The organism is Natronomonas halophila (assembly GCF_013391085.1).
Taxonomy (GTDB): domain Archaea; phylum Halobacteriota; class Halobacteria; order Halobacteriales; family Haloarculaceae; genus Natronomonas; species Natronomonas halophila.
The window spans coordinates 1,726,627-1,742,450 of the sequence record NZ_CP058334.1 but is presented as its reverse complement, the minus strand read 5'-3'; the positions used below and the strand labels follow the sequence as shown (position 1 = coordinate 1,742,450).

The 15,824-nt window shown below is 65.8% G+C and carries 17 protein-coding genes; 6 read left to right on the top strand and 11 right to left on the bottom strand.

Features of this window, described 5'->3' with window-relative positions; all coding sequences use genetic code 11:
- The first annotated feature begins 120 nt into the window (after positions 1-120).
- Positions 121-1,353, top strand: coding sequence for a DUF7405 family protein (locus HWV23_RS09415; RefSeq protein ID WP_178290153.1), 1,233 nt, complete (start codon positions 121-123; stop codon positions 1,351-1,353).
- A 6-nt stretch (positions 1,354-1,359) separates the two neighbouring features.
- Here the strand turns inward: HWV23_RS09415 and HWV23_RS09410 are convergent, their stop codons facing one another.
- From HWV23_RS09410 to HWV23_RS09395, 4 genes are all read right to left on the bottom strand, one after another.
- Complete coding sequence (locus HWV23_RS09410; protein ID WP_178290152.1) at positions 1,360-1,497, bottom strand: hypothetical protein; 138 nt, start codon at positions 1,495-1,497, stop codon at positions 1,360-1,362.
- Between the two features lie 102 nt (positions 1,498-1,599).
- Positions 1,600-1,932: a hypothetical protein gene (locus HWV23_RS09405; protein ID WP_246282668.1), complete on the bottom strand. Its 333-nt coding sequence runs from the start codon at positions 1,930-1,932 to the stop codon at positions 1,600-1,602.
- Positions 1,929-2,072 carry a hypothetical protein gene (locus tag HWV23_RS09400; RefSeq protein WP_178290151.1) on the bottom strand — a complete coding sequence of 48 codons (144 nt, stop codon included), beginning with the start codon at positions 2,070-2,072 and terminating at the stop codon, positions 1,929-1,931. The genes HWV23_RS09405 and HWV23_RS09400 overlap by 4 nt, the downstream gene beginning before the upstream one ends.
- Entirely contained in the window at positions 2,069-2,479 is a 411-nt protein-coding gene (locus tag HWV23_RS09395; RefSeq protein WP_178290150.1) for a hypothetical protein, read from the bottom strand. Before HWV23_RS09395 ends, HWV23_RS09400 begins: the two co-directional genes overlap by 4 nt.
- 59 nt (positions 2,480-2,538) lie before the next feature.
- On the opposite strand from HWV23_RS09395, the gene HWV23_RS09390 reads away from it, so the two are divergent.
- Positions 2,539-4,296: a helicase C-terminal domain-containing protein gene (locus HWV23_RS09390; protein WP_178290149.1), complete on the top strand. Its 1,758-nt coding sequence runs from the start codon at positions 2,539-2,541 to the stop codon at positions 4,294-4,296.
- Between the two features lie 184 nt (positions 4,297-4,480).
- Here HWV23_RS09390 and HWV23_RS09385 read toward each other — a convergent pair whose 3' ends face one another.
- Genes HWV23_RS09385 through HWV23_RS09375 form a run of 3 tightly spaced genes read right to left on the bottom strand, consistent with a single transcriptional unit; the run spans position 4,481 to position 7,414 of the window.
- Complete coding sequence (locus HWV23_RS09385; RefSeq protein WP_246282667.1) at positions 4,481-5,500, bottom strand: class I SAM-dependent methyltransferase; 1,020 nt, start codon at positions 5,498-5,500, stop codon at positions 4,481-4,483.
- Between the two features lies 1 nt (position 5,501).
- Positions 5,502-6,617 (bottom strand): 60S ribosomal export protein NMD3, encoded by a 1,116-nt coding sequence (locus HWV23_RS09380; protein ID WP_178290147.1) that lies wholly within the window; start codon positions 6,615-6,617, stop codon positions 5,502-5,504.
- Positions 6,618-6,664: 47 nt separating this feature from the next.
- Entirely contained in the window at positions 6,665-7,414 is a 750-nt protein-coding gene (locus HWV23_RS09375; protein WP_178290146.1) for a hypothetical protein, read from the bottom strand.
- A gap of 126 nt (positions 7,415-7,540) precedes the next feature.
- On the opposite strand from HWV23_RS09375, the gene HWV23_RS09370 reads away from it, so the two are divergent.
- Positions 7,541-8,533, top strand: a complete 993-nt coding sequence (locus HWV23_RS09370; protein ID WP_178290145.1) for an ornithine cyclodeaminase family protein — start codon at positions 7,541-7,543, stop codon at positions 8,531-8,533.
- Between the two features lie 37 nt (positions 8,534-8,570).
- On the opposite strand, the gene HWV23_RS09365 is transcribed toward HWV23_RS09370, so the two are convergent.
- The gene (locus tag HWV23_RS09365) at positions 8,571-9,326 is read right to left on the bottom strand and encodes a CehA/McbA family metallohydrolase (RefSeq protein WP_178290144.1); all 756 of its coding nucleotides are present in this window, start codon (positions 9,324-9,326) and stop codon (positions 8,571-8,573) included.
- Between the two features lie 109 nt (positions 9,327-9,435).
- Here HWV23_RS09365 and HWV23_RS09360 point away from each other — a divergent pair, with 109 nt between their 5' ends.
- Both HWV23_RS09360 and HWV23_RS09355 read left to right on the top strand, forming a co-directional pair.
- Positions 9,436-10,644, top strand: a complete 1,209-nt coding sequence (locus HWV23_RS09360; protein ID WP_178290143.1) for a potassium channel family protein — start codon at positions 9,436-9,438, stop codon at positions 10,642-10,644.
- A 238-nt stretch (positions 10,645-10,882) separates the two neighbouring features.
- Positions 10,883-11,542: an apolipoprotein A1/A4/E family protein gene (locus tag HWV23_RS09355; RefSeq protein WP_178290142.1), complete on the top strand. Its 660-nt coding sequence runs from the start codon at positions 10,883-10,885 to the stop codon at positions 11,540-11,542.
- A 90-nt stretch (positions 11,543-11,632) separates the two neighbouring features.
- On the opposite strand, the gene HWV23_RS09350 is transcribed toward HWV23_RS09355, so the two are convergent.
- Genes HWV23_RS09350 through HWV23_RS09340 form a run of 3 tightly spaced genes read right to left on the bottom strand, consistent with a single transcriptional unit; the run spans position 11,633 to position 13,122 of the window.
- Entirely contained in the window at positions 11,633-12,151 is a 519-nt protein-coding gene (locus tag HWV23_RS09350; protein WP_178291637.1) for a magnesium transporter, read from the bottom strand.
- Positions 12,152-12,195: 44 nt separating this feature from the next.
- Entirely contained in the window at positions 12,196-12,771 is a 576-nt protein-coding gene (locus HWV23_RS09345) for a magnesium transporter (protein ID WP_178290141.1), read from the bottom strand.
- A 51-nt stretch (positions 12,772-12,822) separates the two neighbouring features.
- Entirely contained in the window at positions 12,823-13,122 is a 300-nt protein-coding gene (locus tag HWV23_RS09340) for a hypothetical protein (protein WP_178290140.1), read from the bottom strand.
- Between the two features lie 104 nt (positions 13,123-13,226).
- On the opposite strand from HWV23_RS09340, the gene mutS reads away from it, so the two are divergent.
- A complete protein-coding gene (gene mutS, locus HWV23_RS09335; RefSeq protein WP_178290139.1) occupies positions 13,227-15,821 on the top strand; it encodes a DNA mismatch repair protein MutS in 2,595 nt (864 codons plus the stop codon).
- Positions 15,822-15,824: the final 3 nt, after the last annotated feature.

Sequence of the window (15,824 nt, the reverse complement as noted above, 5' to 3'; positions counted from 1 at the left end):
CGCCGTTCTAAACCCTTGTGGAACCTCCCTTTTTCCCATCACATCGGAATCCGGATACGTTGAAATCCCCGGATAAAAACCCTGAGAAACGTTTTTGGCCGTTCAGACGTAGACCAGAGCATGACCTCGCGACGCGGGTTGCTCGGGCGGTTGGCCGCCGTCGGAGTCGCGGCGATACCGGGGTGTTCCACGCTACTCTCGCAGGACCGAGGGGACCCTGTATCGCTGCCGTCGAACCCCCACGAGGTCCCCGACCGACAGCACGCGTGGGACGCGGTTCTCCACACGGATGCCCACGGTAATCATCACTTGCCGCAGTACCATCGCGTCCTCCTGGTCGATCTGGACGTCGACCCATCCGTCGACGCCGCCGATACCGTAGAAACCGCGATGCGCGAACTGGAGGCCACCTACGAGTGGTCCCCTGACGGACTGCTCCACACGCTGGCGTGGGGGACCCGCTACTTCGAACGAATCGGCGCGTTGGAGGCCTCGCCGATTCGTCACCCGGAGGTGCTGTCGCGGACGGACGACCCGGACCTCCTCTCGTACGACGCCGCGCTCGTCCTCGCCTCCGACGTTCCCTCGCATCTCGTCCGCACCGAGACGGCGCTGTTCTCGGAATCCGAACCCCTCGAAGGCCGGGAACTCGACGCCCGACTCGGCGACGTGTTCTCGGTCGTCGCTCGTCGAACCGGCTTCCACGGCGAGGGACTCCCCGCCGAACACACGGGCGCCGAGGGCGTCCCGGACGACATCCCCCGCGACGCCCCGATGTTCACCGGGTTCATGTCGATGCGGCAGGGCACACAGCCGAGCGAGGACCGCGTCACTATCGACAGCGGGCGCTTCGAGGACGGCCGGTTCGACGGCGGCACGACGATGCACCTCTCACACCTCACCGAATCGCTCGACGCCTGGTGGGACATGGACGAAGGCGGGCGGGTCGACCGGATGTTCTCGCCGGAGTTCTCCCCCGAGGACGTCGACTCATTTACCGACGACGTCCCGTTTCTCGACGAAGCCTTCGAGCACGCCGAGGAGTTCGGCGTCGTCGGCCACCACGAAAAGGTCGCTCGAGCGCGCGAGGACGGGGACCCCGTCATCCTCAGACGGGATTTCAACACGGTCGACGGCGGCAGAGCGGGCGTTCACTTCCTGTCGCTGCAGGCGTCGCTCGACGACTTCGCGGCGACGCGGAAGGCTATGAACGGGTGGTTCCTCCGGGACGAACACGACCAGGTAACCGACAGGAAGAACAACGGCCTGCTGAACTTCATCGAGGTCCAATCGCGGGCGAACTTCTACGTTCCGCCCCGCACCAGTCGCGCGTTTCCGGCGTTCTCGCCGTAAAAAGCGTTAGTCCTCCAAGGAGACGTCGCCGTCGACCTCGCCCGTGTGGAGTTCGTTCGGCCAGACGCCGTGGTCCCAGACTTCGAACCCGTTGAACGTCTCGGTCGCGCCCTTGGGGCGCCATTCGCCGTCCTTGTGTGACATGATGACACATACTGGAGACGTAGTATTAAGGTTTGTGTGGGGCCCGTCGAGCAGTCACTACGCTCTGCGTATAAAAGGGCCTCCAACACAGGACGGCCCGTATCAGGTCGGCGGCGCGTTGGACGGGCGTTCCTCGTCGTCGAGGAACACGCGTGCGAACAGGTCGACGTAGAGTGCGAGCACGTCCGACTCGTCGATGCCCTTCTCCGTCGCCTGCTGGTCGAGGAACGCCGCCAAGGCGTCGGTCGGCTCGTGGTGGACGGTCCGGCCCTCGACCTCGAAGTCGACTTCGTGGGCGCCGGAAACGAGGTGTTCGACCTCCAGCAGCGCCTGTTCGACCTTGGTTTCGAGCGCCTCGTCTTCGTCCTCCAGCCGCGCCTCGGCCCACTCCTCGGCGGCCTCAGAGAGGCGGTCGCTGACCTCGAAGGTAATCAAAACGTCCCCTCCTCGGCCTCGAAGGCGGTTTCCCAGACGGTTTCCTCCTCGCAGGACGGACACCGCTGGCGGAGTTCGGACCGCTCCATTCTCGTGAAGTTACCCATCTGCCCGCATTCGGTACACTCGAAGTACGTCATTCGGGGGGCCAACTCTCCGGCGACGGATCTTCTTCACCGAGTTCGCCGAACACGGCGACCAGCAGGGCGATGAACGCCCCGAGGACGAGGAGCCCGATGACCCCGCTTGGGGCAGAGCGGCCGATGTAGTTCATCGACGCCCACTCGATTCCGTTGAGTACCTCGAACCAGATGACCACCGACCAGATGGCGACCGCGAGGGCCGCGAACGTTAACCACCGCGCCTGTTGGAGCGACGTTCTGATTCCCATGTTAACTACCCACACCCCAGTTGGGCCGGGGAGGGTGAAAAACTTACTCCACGTTCCACCCTGCCCCTCCTGACCTCGCTCGAAGCCCGCGAGGACGGCCGGAGCGGCCGCGACGAGGGCACCGGCCCCCGTTCGGGTGACACTTCGCATTGTCATAACCGTGACCGCGTTCGTCTAAGGGAGGACTTTAGGCCGCCGACGGCGTTCGGTTCGCTGTGGACCCGTCGCGTATCGTCGATGAGTTCCCCGCACCCTCCTTCCGGGGCGCCCAAGAGCAGGCCCTCAGCGACATCCGCGCCGCCTTCGAGGCCGGCAACGACGTCGTGTTAGTGCGCGCGCCGACCGGCAGCGGCAAGTCCCTGCTGGCGCGGGCCATCGCCGGGTGCGCGCGACACGCCGGCTCCGGCGAGGCCGCCAAACCCGTCGGCGCCTACTACACGACGCCGCAGGTCTCCCAACTCGACGACGTCGAGGGCGACGAGTTGCTCGAAGATCTGAGCGTCATCCGCGGCAAGGCCAACTACTCGTGTATCCTGCCGGGCGAAACCTCGACGCCGGTTAATCAGGCGCCCTGCGCCCGCGAGCGGGGGTTCAACTGCCCGGTCAAACATCGGTGCCCGTACTTCTCGGACCGCTCTATCGCCTCGAACCGCGAAATCGCGGCGATGACGCTCGCCTACTTCATGCAGACCGCCGGCAGCGACGTCTTCGGTACCCGGGACGTCGTCGTCGTCGACGAGGCCCACGGCCTCGCGGAGTGGGCGGAGATGTACGCGACTATCGACCTTTCGCCCGCGGAAATCCCGGTCTGGGATGCCTGCGAACCGCCCGAAATCGACGATTTGAGCGACGTCGAGGACTACGCCGAACGGCTGACGACGGTCTGTTCGCGCCGCCAGGAGGAGTTGCGCGGTAAGGCCGAACTCACGCCCGAGGAAGCCGAGGAGCGAGACCAGTTGGCCGAACTGGTCCGGGATTTGGGCTGGTTCCTCGAAGACCTGCGGGACACCGACAGTCCGACGACGTGGGTCGCCGACCAATCACGGAATCGTGCCATCTCGGTCAAGCCACTGGACCCCGCACGCTACCTGCATCACACGGTCTGGGACCGCGGCACCAAGTTCGCGCTCCTGTCGGCGACCATCCTCAACAAGGACGCCTTCTGCCGCAGCGCGGGACTGGACCCCGACAACGTCGCGCTCGTCGACGTCCCGCACACGTTCCCCGTCGAGAACCGGCCGCTCTACGACGTGACACAGGGGAAGATGACCTACGAAAAGCGCGACGAGACGCTGCCAAAAGTCGCCCGCACCATCGTCCGCCTGATGGACGAACACCCCGACGAGAAGGGGCTGATTCACGCCCACTCCTACGACATCGCCGACCACCTCTACGAGTTGCTGGACGATTTCGGCGTTTCGGACCGCGTGCGCGGCCACGACAAGGAGACCCGCGACGCCGCGCTGTCGGGCTGGAAGCGCGCCGACGACCCCGACGTCTTCGTCTCGGTGAAGATGGAGGAAGCCCTCGATTTGAAGGACGACCTCTGCCGGTGGCAGGTGCTCTGCAAGGCACCGTATCCGAACACGAACGATTCGCGGGTCGCCCAACGCCTCGAAGACGGCCAGTGGGGCTGGTATTACCGGACGGCGCTGCGAACGGTCATCCAGGCCTGCGGCCGCGTGGTCCGCTCGCCGGATGATTACGGGGCGACGTATCTCGCCGATTCCTCGCTTCTGGACCTCTTCGAGCGGGCGCGCCACGACATGCCCGAGTGGTTCGCCGAACAGGTCGACCGCATGTCCCAACCCGACCTCCCGCCGTTCGACCCGAAGGGCGTCGCCGACACGACGAACGCGGGGGAGTCCGCAGGCGGGACGACCACCTCACGGAGTCAGTCGGCGTCGAAAAGTGCGCGCCGCTCGGGGTCGCTGGACGACCACCCGCTGTCGGACGTCTGGGGCGACGAGTAACTACAGGATGGTCGCCGCGGTCGCGACCATCCACATGATCATCAGGAAGACGAACAGCAGCGCCATAATCTGCTGCCGGTCGAGGTCAGGGCCGAAATCCATAGCGGTAGTTTGCCCTTTCCCCCTATAAGTCCCTCGTCGTGTCAGGCACTCCCGACACCGAAGGCAGTGTTCGCACGATAGCCTACTCGACGACGGCGTCGACGACGGCGTGGACGACGCCTTCGCTGTGGCTTTTCACAACGCGTGTGTCCGCTATCTCGACGGACCGCCCCGCCTGGTCGGCGGCCGCAGTCAGTCGGTCGACCGGCCGGTCGGGAAACAGCGGTTCCGGCGTCGCCTCGTGTAGATGGAGCGTGCCGCCCGAAACGAGCGTATCCAGCGCCGAGTCAAGGTACTCATGTCCGTCGTAATACCCCATCACGACCCGGTCGGCCGTCGTCTCCACGTCGCGGCAGTCGCCGAGGACCGCTTCGACACGGTCGGAAACATCGTTCAGCCGTGCGTTCTCGACGAGCAGCCGAAAGGACTCGGGGTTGATTTCGGCGGCGGTCACCTCGGCGCCGGCCCGCGCCATCGGGAGCGTGAAATAGCCGATGCCGGCGAACATATCGAAGACGCGCTCGCCCGGTCCGACGATGTCTCCCATCCGGGCGCGTTCGGCCTTGTTTCCCGGCGAGAACATCACCTTCGAGAAATCGACCGCGTAGTTGGTGCCGTGTTCGACGTGGACCGTTTCGGTTTCGCCCGTCCCCGCGACGACCTCCGGCGAGGGTTCCCTGCGGGTGCCCGAAATACCACCGCGAGCGAGGACGGTGTCGGCGTTGCCGTGGAGTTCGAGTAGCGCCTCGCCGACGATTTCGCGCTCGTCGGCGTCAAGCGTCGATTCGGCGGAGACATCGCCGAAATCCGCCAGCACGATATCGCCGACGACGGCCCACGAGGACGGAGCAGCCGTGATGGTTTCCTCGCTGGCGCCGCGAGCGGCCAGAACGTCGTCGAGGCCGCGCGCTCTGGTCGGCAGGTCGACCTTGCGCGTGTCATCGACGGCCGTTTCCGCAGGCGCCTCGTGGACGGGAATCGCCACTCGTTCGTTGTCGTATTCAGCAACGCTTCTCGTCGAATCGTAGACGCCCTCCGCGCGCAGGGCGTCGATGGCATCCTGCGTGCGGGGTTTCGAAACGAGCGCGGCGAGGGGCGACACGCTATTCGGGGAGGATATGCAGGCCGTCGCGGTGTTTGAGCACCGGTACCTCGTCGGCATCCGGGTCCATGTAGTCGGGGCGCGGAATCGTCTTGGATTCGTAGGTCTCGGGGTCGAGCACCTGCACGGCGTGGGCGTCTTCCACGGTCACGACGGTCGTGTCCTCGGCGTCCTCGCGAGTGCCGAGTTTTCGGGCCTCGGGCGCGATACCGTCCTCGAAGTCGGCCTCGTAGCGGTCGCCCGTTTCCAGACGGGTGCCCTTCAGGTTCCCGTGGGCGCTGGTGACGAGGACGGGGCCCTCGCCGTCGTCGAGGTCGATAACGTCGCCGGGGACGAAGGGCGGCAGGCGCGCGGTGAAGGTGACCCGGTAGACCTCGTTGCCGTCGCTGTCCTCGGTGACCAGCGTAGGCGCCTCGGAGACGGCCCCGCCCAACTCGCGGACGATGCGTTCGGCGATGGTCTGGCCGAGTTTGTTGGTCGAGACCTTCATGTTCACGCCGTCTTTCATCTCCGTGGTCTCGGTGATGAACGCCTCGCGGTCGCCGTCCTCCTCGCGGTCAGCGACGAACTCCTCGGCGATTTCGATGGCGCGGTCCTGTTCTTCGGGTGTCGGCGTGCGCTCGGTACCCCGGACCTGCACGATGGAGGCGTAGTAGTCGCCCGCGATGCGGCCACAGCGGTCGCAGGTCTCCCGGGCGATGTAGACGGGGACGGTGACCTCCTCCTGTAGCGGCGTATCGCGGATGATGCCGGTGAACACCGTGTGCATCCGGATGGTGTTCTGGTCGACCTGTTCGGGTTCGACGCCCCAGTCGATATCGTGGGCGTCGACGTGGACCGCCAACCGCTCGGCCGTCTCCTCGATGGCGATGTCGGTGTAGTCGCGGGCGCCGACGTCTATCCAGCGGTTGCCGCGGTGGAGCGCACCGCACTGGCTACAGACCCGAACCTCGATGCGCTCGGGGGCGTCGACGAGGTCGAAATCCTCGAAGTAACACTCGTCGCACAGCACCGAATCCGGGTCGCGCGGCCCCGTCGGGAGGTCGACCTCCGGGGGCCGTTCGATGGCGTCGCCGCAGCGCGGACAGAACTCTTCGGAGCGCGAACCGGAACTCATTGCCGAAGGATAGCCGATGGAGCCTTTTAAACGGCGCGCCCTGTGCTTCAGGTCGAGTCCCGACACTCCAGCAGCCTGCCGTCCGTGGGCGACTGGTCCTCCTCGGCCCGGTAGACGACGTGTTCGTCGACGTAGTAGGTCGCCGACCACCAGTAGTCGCCGTGTAGCGTCGAGGCAGTCACGTCGACTTCGACGGGCGTGCCGTCGACAGTGAAGTAGAGCGTCCTCGAATCCCCATGCTTCTGGTGAGGGTCGTAGCTGTCGAACAGGGAATCGAAGAGGTCGATGTACTGGTCGACTTCGGGGCCGTGTCGAACGTTCGCGTCGGCCTCGCCCTCGGCGGCGGCCGTCTCCAGCAACTCGCGGAGTCGTTCGTCCTCCACCTCGCTTGCGGGCACGCGCTCGGCGTCGGCGGGGTCGTCCTCGCGGTGGGCGCCGAACATCAAATCCGGCCGGTAGATGCCGCCGTTGCCCGAGACCTCGACCTCGTAGCCGTCGCCCGAACGCTGGACGCCCTCCGAGTTGACGCCCAGATCGTAGGAATCCAGCTGCGTCTCGGGTTCGTACCCGACGACACCCTCCCGGTAGTGGACGGCCTCGTAGTTCTCGACGAACGTCTCCGCGGCGTCGGCATCGAGGTCAGCGGGCCACTCGACGCCGTAGTCCTGTGAGACCGGGCAGTCCTCGGGCAGGTCCTCGGTGGAGTCGCCGACCATCGGCAGTTCCGACCGGGTACACCCCCCGAGAGCGGCCGCACCGACCGCCGCCAGTACGGTTCGTCGGTTCAGCGTCGTCATAGAAGAGCGGACGGACGTTTAGGTAGAGGGCTTTGTGTAGGCTCAAGGAACGGTTTGACATATCTCGAAGGGCGGAACCTGGCAAAGTGCATGGACATAAGTAGGCGCCCGTGCAAAATTTGCCATATGGAGACCCTGTTGTTGAACCGGGAGGACGTGGGCGACAACGCCCGGATGGAGGAGGTAATCGTGGCCGTCGAGGAGGCCTTTGCGGCCTACCAGCACGGCAACGTCCAGATGCCGGCGAAGTCGTACATCGACCTGCCGAAGTACAACGGCGACTTCCGCTCGATGCCGGCCTACATGGACGCCGGCGACTGGGACGCGGCGGGCATCAAGTGGGTCAACGTCCACACGGACAACCCCGACGAGTTCGACCTGCCGACGGTGATGGGGACGATGATCTACTCGGACCCGAGAAACGCCTTCCCGCTGTCGATTATGGACGGGACGACGCTGACCCGCAAACGGACCGGCGCAGCGGCAGCAGTCGCCACCGACCACCTCTCGATTCCGAACGCCAGTTCGCTGGGCATCGTCGGCGCGGGGGTCCAGTCCTACACGCAACTGGAGGCCATCAGCGTGGTTCGGGACATCGAGACGGTCGTCGTCGCCGACAAACGGGAGGACGCCGTCCAGCGATTCATCGACCGCTTCGGCGACGAGTTCGACGTCCGCGGTGGCTCCATCGCCGAGGCCGCCCAGTGTGACATCCTCTCGACGGTCACGCCCGTCGAATCGCCCATCGTCGACGCCGCTGACGTCGGCGACCACACCCACATCAACGCGATGGGCGCCGACGCCCCCGGCAAAAACGAACTCGACGAGGAAATCGTCACGAACGCCAAACTCGTCATCGACGACTACGAGCAGTGTACCCACTCCGGCGAAATCAACGTCCCATGGAGCCGTGGCCTCCTCTCCGACGAGGACCTCTACGGCGAGTTGGGCGCAATCGTCACCGGCGACGAGGCCGGTCGCACCCCCGAGGACGGCGTCACCGTCTTCGATTCGACCGGGCTCGCCATCCAGGACGTCGCGACAGCCCACGTCGTCTACGAGCGCGCCAACGAACAGAACAACGGCACGGCCTTCGACCTCGTCGACACGCGCGTCTGAGCGAGGCGAGAACCGACTTCGGCGACTGTCGGACTGACTACCAGGAGAAGACGGCCGACCCGGTCCGTTTGGCGCCCCACGCACTCTTTTTGAGGGCGGTCCGGACGCCCCACGCGCTCTTTCGGGCGGCGGCTTTGGCGTAGTGGCCAGTGGCGCGTTTGATGGACGCACGGTGGCCCCGAACGCCGGTGTCGCCCTCGCGGATGGCCGCGACGATGTCGTCGCTGTCGATGTCTGGCACGGGTTTGTCGATGGTGATTTCGGTGTAGGCACGGCCGACGGTCAGAAGCGAGTGGGCGTCGCTGCCGCCGACGGCGGGGTAGCCGTATTTCGTGGCGTAGCGCCGAGCGCGGCGGTTGCGGTAGCCCGTAAAGAGCCAGGCGTTGAACGTCTCGATGGCGTCGGGGTCGACGTGCTTGAGTCGTCGCTTGCGGACGCCGTGGCGGGTCCGCTGAAAGGGGTGCGGAACGACGGCGACGCCGCCGGCCGCCTGAACTTCCTCGACGGTCTCGACCATGGGGCGGCCAGGCGCGGGCATCTCCTCGATACCGATGGCCAGCAGGTGGCCGTCGGCGGTCGATACCTCGACACCGGGCACGCCGACGAGGCCGTAGTCGGCCGCCATCTCGGCGGCCTCGATGGAGGCACCGATGGTGTCGTGGTCGGTGATGACCACGGCATCGAGGTCGATGTCGGCGGCGTGTTCGAGGATTAGCTCGACCGGTTCGTGCCCGTCGTACGACGCCTCGCTGTGGACGTGCAGGTCCACTTCGAGGGTGGTCGGCCTACTCATCGATTGGCGTTCGGGCCGCGCAGGGAAAAGACGCGCGGCGGTCCCGGAGGTACAATCAGCGGCGACGGGCGAACAAGGCTTTTTATCGCCTCCTTCGGAAGGGGGAGGTATGGTCGGGTTCGATGGGAGTTCCGTCCCGCAGTCGGTGGATTACGAGCCGATTAGCGTCAAGGAACTCCTGATCGAGATGAAGGACACCTCCGAGTTACTCATCGACCTCGCCTACTCGGCGGTGCTCCACCAGAGCGACGACCTCGCACAGGAGGTGCTGACGCTCGAAGAGAAGATGGACGTTCTCCAGATGCGCGCGCGGATGAGCCTCATGATGGCCGCGCGCAACCCGAGCGAGGTGGAGACGCTGGCGCCCGTGCTCGGCATCGCGGCGGGGGCGGACCACATCAGCGACGCCGCCGCCGACATCGCCAAAATCGTCCTCGAAGACATCGGCCTGCCGGAGGCGATGCGGGCGGCCCTCCCCGAAGCCGTCGAGGCGCTGGTCCGCGGCGAAGTCGCCGACGACTCGGCGTTCGCCGGCCGGACGCTTTTGGATATCAACCTCGAAAGCGAGACGGGCGTTCGCGTCATCGGCATCCGCCGCGGCGACGAGTGGATTCTGAACCCCGGCCCCGGGACGACGATCGAGGCCGACGACGTGATGTTGATGCGCGGGCCCGAGGAGGCGCTGGCCGACGTCTACGAGACCGCGAGCGGCGAGGCCTACGAGTCGCCGGAACCGCCGGAATCGGAGGTCGACGACCTCGAACGCGCGGTCGACTCCATCATCCTGATGAAGAACCTCTCGGAGTTGGCCGTCGACCTCGCGTACGGCAGCATCCTCTTCGAGAACGCCGAACTCGCCGAGGAGGTCCGCAACCTCGAAGTCGAGGTCGACGCGCTGCGCTCGCGGTTCGAGGCGTGGCTGCTCGCCGCCGCCGCCGACGCCGAGGACCCCGTCTCCCTGCGCGGCCTCATCTATCTCGGCGTCAGTACCGAGATGATAAGCGACGCCGCCCTCGAAATCAGCGAGGGCGTCCTCCGGGGGCTCGATATCCACCCGGTCGTCGAACTCGCCGTTCAGGAGTCCGACGAAATCATCACCCGCACCGAAATCGAGGCAGGCAGCGTCCTCGACGGCACCGAAATCGAGGCGGGCGTCCCCGAGACGGAACTCAGCATGAGCGTCATCGCGGTCCGGCGGCCCGAGGAAGGCTGGATTATCGCCTCCGACGCGGATTTGACCCTGCAGGCCGGCGACGTCCTCATCACCAAGGGCACCCGCACATCCGCCGAGGAGTTCGAATCGCTGGCGAAATCCTGAACCCCTCGATTTCTCGCGTTTTTCACGTTCGTAGCCGCCGCTCTCGTGCTTTCTTTTGTTTCATTCGCGCGTGTAGGTCGGTCGTCTGAATCACCCGCCCGTCCGTAACGGCTGCCGTGCTACTCCCGAGGTACTGGCAGGCCCCCTCCGCATCTTTCAGACATTCAAAGACATTTGATGGTTTTGAATACCATTCAGAGACAGATTTATATACTCGGGAACCCTCTATCCAAATACAATGAGCGAGAACGACTCCCCCGTCAGTGCGGTCTTCCAGTTCCAGCGAACGACCATCGAGGGCACCCGCGACGCCATCGAAAGCGGCGTCGAGTTCCAGAAGCGCCTCAACGAGACGGTCATCGGCGGCTTCGAGCCTGCCCGCGACGTCTCCGAGCGCAGCGGTGACCTCGTCCGCACCGGCTTCGACACCTACTTCGACGCCATCGAGGCGACCGTCCCCGGCGACCAGGACGTCGTCGCGGACCTCCGCGAGAGCATCGACGAACAGCTCGACACCATCGAGGAGAACCGCACGGACGCCCTCGACCGCATCGAGGACGGCCTCGAAGACGGCAGCGACTCCGTCGACGAGTTCCTCGATGACTTCCTCGACCAGCTCGACGAGCAGGTCGAATCCATCCTCGAGGCCAACGAGGACCTCGAAGACCAGACCGTCGACGCCCTCGAAGATCTCCAGACCCAAATCGAGGACGTCCGCGACGAACTCGAGGAGCGCGGCGAGGAGTTCCGCGACCAGCTCGAAGAGCAGCTCGACGAGGTTCAGGAGCAGATCGAAGAGCAGACCGAAACCCTCTCCGAGCAAGTCGAGGACGTGACCGAGAACGTCTCCGACGCCGCCGAGAGCGCGACCAGCACCGACGAAGACGCCGCGGCCTAAGCGGCAGTCCCGTCGCGCCACCGCGTCACCGCGGCGGCCATTGGTCCCATTTCCTTCACACGGCTTTTATATCCGATAGCGGCGCGGCTCTTACAACACTAAAATTGCGAACCCCGACAGAATCAGCACCCCGCAGATGTCGGCGACGTTCGTGACGACCGGAATCGTCGTGTCGTCGGGGTCCAGCCCCAGCCGGTAGGAGACGTACGTCGCGCCGATGGAAAGCAGGATGGCCAGCACCGCCAGCGACATGCCGCTGCCGAGCGAGATGATGAGCAAATCCGCAAGCGCCATCGGCGTGCCGGTGATGAACCGGCCGATGACCCACGCTGCGAGGGCCAGCAGGGTGAAGACGGTGGCCGCGAGGCTCAGAATCGCGATGATGTTCGTCCAGAGGACGGTATCGCGGAGGTCGAACTCCAGCACGCCGAGGTGGAGCCGCGTCGAGAGCCGCGAGGAGAGGATGGCACCGAGATTCCCGCCCATTCCAATCATCACCGGCACCAACACGAGCAGCGTCGGGTTGTCGACGTACGTCGCTTCGAGGGCTTCCAGTACGTAGCCCGAGCCCATCTCCAGCACCGAGAGGCCGAGCAACAGCGGGAACATCGTGAGTACGATGCGCCGGGTGCGCCACGAGCCGATGTCGTCGGTCACAGTACCACCCCGATGGCGACGATGGCGAGATAGAGGAAGACGACGCCGAAGACGTCGCCGAGCATGGTGACGATAGGCCCGATGAGGTTGTCGGGGTCCATCCCGCGTTCGTAGCTGCCGAAAACCAAAATCAGTAGACCGAACACGAGGACGACGGAGGTAAGCAGGCCGGCGAGGAAGGTGATGCTGACGAGTTCGACGAGGCGGGCGGATTCGCGGCCGAGCGCCTGGAGGATGGCCCACGAGAGGGCGCCGATGAACACCGAGATACCGAGCCCATTTATAAAGGAAGCGACGACGGCGTTGACCAGTCGGCGGTCCCAGCCGAGGTCGGGTTCGATAAGCCCCTGGTGGAGGCCCGAGGAGATGCGCGCGCCGAAGGCGCCGTAGACGTTGCCGCGGGTCGCGAGGAAGGCCGGAAGCAAAAGCAGCAGTCCGGGGAACTCGCGGAACCCGGCGCGCATGGCTTCGCTGCCGAGGACCGTGCCCGCAAAGAGGCCGCCGAGGAGGCTGACACAGAGGATACCGATGGATTCCCGGTAGATGCGCCGGACCTCCTCACCGATTTCCATACGCGAGGCGTCTCGTGGTTAGGGTATAAAATCCGCGGAGGGGCCGACTCGCTACCGCCCGACCGCCCGTGCGAGGACGTTGCCGACCACGACGGCACCCAGCGCCGCGCTGACCTGTACCGTCGGCCCGAAGCCCGTCAGTACGCCGAGGGCGACCACGAGAACGGCAAAGCAGATGACGCCGGCCTCGATGCGCCGCATCGGCAAATCGAGGTCGAGCGTGTGGTTGACCTCGACGCTGGTATCGCCCGTCACGTCGACGTTGTGCTCCATGTCCTCGCCGAGGAACTCGGTCGGCGTGAACAACCGCGGGTCGAAGAGCGGGGTGGTTCCCCTGTCGTCGTCAGCCATGCGGGCCTCTTGGGGGCCGGCCCATATAATCCGGCCGACCGACGCCAAAAGCGGAATCGACCGTCGCCCGGTGAGTATTTGAGCGACGAGACGCACCCTCGGATATGGACGAGGCGTTGGGGCCGCCGCCCGCGATGGCCGAGAAGGCCGAGGAGTTGACGCCGATGCTCTCGCAGTATCTGGAACTGTGTGAGCGCTACGACGATGCACTGGTGTTGTTCCAGGTCGGCGACTTCTACGAAACCTTCTGCGAGGCCGCCGAGGCGACGGCGCGCATCCTCGAAATCACGCTCACCCAGCGGGAGGACTCAACCGGCACCTACCCGATGGCCGGCATCCCCATCGACAACGCCGAATCGTACATCGAGACGCTGCTGGAGGCCGGCTACCGGGTCGCGGTCGCCGACCAGGTCCAGAAACCCGAGGAGACGTCGGGACTGGTCGACCGCGCGGTCACGCGGGTGGTCACGCCCGGCACGCTGACGGAGACGGAACTGCTCAAAGAGGAGGACAACAACTTCGTGGCCTGTCTCACCGACGGCTACGGACTCGCCCTGCTGGACGTCTCGACGGGTGATTTCTACGCCACCGAACTCGGCCGCCTCGAAGCTGTCGAGGACGAACTCCAGCGGTTCGACCCCGCTGAGGCCGTCGTCGGCCCCGACGCGCCGACCGACCCCTTCGCGTCGAACTGCATGGTCACGCCCTACGAGCGGTCGGCCTTCGACATCGAGAACGCCCGCAAGAAGGTGCAGGAGTATTTTGGTGATACCACGCTCGCCAGCGAGGCCGAACTCCGGGCCTGCGGCGCGCTGCTGTCGTACGCCGAGTACGCCCGCGGCGGGACGACCGACGGCGAAACCGAGCAACTGGACTACCTCAATCACCTCACGCGCTACGACCCCCGCGAGTACATGCTGCTGGACGCCGTCGCGCTTCGCTCGCTGGAGGTGTTCGAACCGCGGCACGTCCACGGACTGGAGGGCGCCGCCCTCGTCGAAACGCTCGACGAGACGGCGAGTGCGCTCGGCGGGCGCGAACTCCGTGATTGGCTCCGACGGCCGCTGTTAGACGAGTCCCACATCGAGGACCGTCTCGATGCCGTCGAAGCACTGGTCGAAAGCGTCGGCGACCGCGAGCAGGCAAGCGAACTGCTCGCCGACGTTTACGACCTCGAACGCCTCGTGGCGCGCGTCTCCCGAGGACGGGCCGATGCCCGCGACCTCCGGGCCCTGGAATCGACGCTCTCGGTCGTCCCGGACCTCCGGGAGTGCATCGCCGATTCGGCCGACAAAAGCGACCTGCTCGCAGAGATTCACGAGGAACTGGACGACTGCCCCGACGTGCGTGACCTCATCGACCGCGCCATCGTCGAGTCGCCGCCCGTCGAAATCACCGAGGGCGGCGTCATCCGCGACGGCTACGACGAGACGCTGGACGACCTCCGACAGACCGAACGCGAGGGGAAGGCGTGGATCGACGACCTCGAAGCACAGGAACGCGAGCGGACCGGCGTCGACTCCCTGAAAGTCGGACACAACTCCGTCCACGGCTACTACATCGAGGTGACCAACCCCAACCTCGATGCCGTGCCCGACGACTACCAGCGCCGACAGACGCTGAAGAACTCCGAGCGGTTCTACACGCCCGAACTGAAAGAGCGGGAGGACGAGATTATCCGCGCCGAGGGCCGCGCCGACGAACGCGAGTACGACCTCTTCAAGGAGGTTCGCGAGGAGGTCGGCGAAGCAACCGAGCGGATTCAGGGGACCGCCAACGCCGTCGCTCGCCTCGATGCGCTCTGCTCGCTGGCGACGGTCGCCGCCCGCTACGATTACTGCCGGCCCGAGGTTGGCGCCGACGGAATCGATGTAGAGGGCGGACGCCACCCCGTCGTCGAGCGCACCGAGGAGGCGTTCGTCCCGAACCCGACGGACCTCCCGCGCGAGCGCCCGATGGCGGTCATCACCGGCCCCAACATGTCCGGCAAGTCGACCTACATGCGACAGGTCGCGTTGCTCTCCGTGATGGCACAGATGGGGAGTTTCGTCCCTGCCCGGAGCGCCGAACTACCCGTCATCGACCGAATCTTTACGCGCGTCGGGGCCTCCGACGACATTGCCGGCGGCCGCTCGACGTTCATGGTCGAGATGACCGAACTCGCGACGATTCTGGAGGCGGCCGACGAGAGCTCGCTGGTCGTCCTCGACGAGGTGGGCCGCGGCACCTCCACCACCGACGGCTACGCCATCGCCCAGGCCGCCACCGAGTACCTCCACGACGAGGTGGGCGCCTACACCCTCTTTGCGACCCACCATCACGAACTGACCGACGTGGCCGCCGAGTTGCCGCGGGCGCGCAACTACCATTTCTCCGCGGAACGACGCGCCGACGGCGTCGACTTCGAACACGACCTCCGGGAGGGACCGGCCGAGGCCTCCTACGGCGTCGAGGTGGCCAACACCGCCGGCGTCCCCGCCGAGGTCGTTCAGCGCGCCGAGGCGGTGCTGGCCGACGAAACCGACGAGCGAGCGGCGATTGCGGACGACGACGGCACGACGACCGAAGTTCCTGCCTCAACAGATGGGGGCGAACTCCCAGCGGATATTCTCGCGGAACTCCGCGCGGTCGACCTCGCCGAAACGACGCCGCTGGAGGCGCTGAACCTGTTGTCGCGGCTCAAATCACAGGTCGAATAGCGG

Excerpts from the sequence above, each read along its gene's own strand:
- HWV23_RS09415 (WP_178290153.1), top strand. The coding sequence starts at position 121 with ATGACCTCGCGACGCGGGTTGCTCGGGCGGTTGGCCGCCGTCGGAGTC.
- HWV23_RS09410 (WP_178290152.1), bottom strand. The coding sequence starts at position 1,497 with ATGTCACACAAGGACGGCGAATGGCGCCCCAAGGGCGCGACCGAGACG.
- HWV23_RS09400 (WP_178290151.1), bottom strand. The coding sequence starts at position 2,072 with ATGACGTACTTCGAGTGTACCGAATGCGGGCAGATGGGTAACTTCACG.
- HWV23_RS09395 (WP_178290150.1), bottom strand. The coding sequence starts at position 2,479 with ATGACAATGCGAAGTGTCACCCGAACGGGGGCCGGTGCCCTCGTCGCG.
- HWV23_RS09380 (WP_178290147.1), bottom strand. The coding sequence starts at position 6,617 with ATGAGTTCCGGTTCGCGCTCCGAAGAGTTCTGTCCGCGCTGCGGCGAC.
- HWV23_RS09375 (WP_178290146.1), bottom strand. The coding sequence starts at position 7,414 with ATGACGACGCTGAACCGACGAACCGTACTGGCGGCGGTCGGTGCGGCC.
- HWV23_RS09370 (WP_178290145.1), top strand. The coding sequence starts at position 7,541 with ATGGAGACCCTGTTGTTGAACCGGGAGGACGTGGGCGACAACGCCCGG.
- HWV23_RS09365 (WP_178290144.1), bottom strand. The coding sequence starts at position 9,326 with ATGAGTAGGCCGACCACCCTCGAAGTGGACCTGCACGTCCACAGCGAG.
- HWV23_RS09360 (WP_178290143.1), top strand. The coding sequence starts at position 9,436 with ATGGTCGGGTTCGATGGGAGTTCCGTCCCGCAGTCGGTGGATTACGAG.
- HWV23_RS09355 (WP_178290142.1), top strand. The coding sequence starts at position 10,883 with ATGAGCGAGAACGACTCCCCCGTCAGTGCGGTCTTCCAGTTCCAGCGA.
- HWV23_RS09350 (WP_178291637.1), bottom strand. The coding sequence starts at position 12,151 with ATGTTCCCGCTGTTGCTCGGCCTCTCGGTGCTGGAGATGGGCTCGGGC.
- HWV23_RS09345 (WP_178290141.1), bottom strand. The coding sequence starts at position 12,771 with ATGGAAATCGGTGAGGAGGTCCGGCGCATCTACCGGGAATCCATCGGT.
- HWV23_RS09340 (WP_178290140.1), bottom strand. The coding sequence starts at position 13,122 with ATGGCTGACGACGACAGGGGAACCACCCCGCTCTTCGACCCGCGGTTG.
- mutS (WP_178290139.1), top strand. The coding sequence starts at position 13,227 with ATGGACGAGGCGTTGGGGCCGCCGCCCGCGATGGCCGAGAAGGCCGAG.